Here is a 221-nt window from a genome sequence, read left to right as displayed (position 1 = left end):
GCAATGGCCATCAACGCCTTGAGGTAGGTCACCCAAGCGTCAGGCGTGGCCTCGTTCAGCATCGTATAGGTGTTGCTGACATAGGTCCGTGCGGCGCTAAGGGCGGCGCTCGCCTTCTGCGCCAACGTCAGGGCCGTAACCGTGGCCAGCGCAGACTGATACGTGGCTGCATCGCAAACCGTTTCCCCAGTTTGCAGCGTCCCGGGTTCAGCAGTGTATTG

The 221-nt window shown here is 61.1% G+C and carries 1 pseudogene; it reads right to left on the bottom strand.

Annotation, left to right across the window (positions count from 1 at the left end):
• Nucleotides 1-221: pseudogene (locus tag J2D77_RS17135) on the bottom strand (hypothetical protein); the annotation flags it as partial.

This window comes from Acetobacter garciniae, assembly GCF_017377735.1.
In the GTDB taxonomy this organism is placed as follows: Bacteria; Pseudomonadota; Alphaproteobacteria; order Acetobacterales; family Acetobacteraceae; genus Acetobacter; species Acetobacter garciniae.
This window is presented reverse-complemented; position numbering and strand designations above follow the sequence as displayed.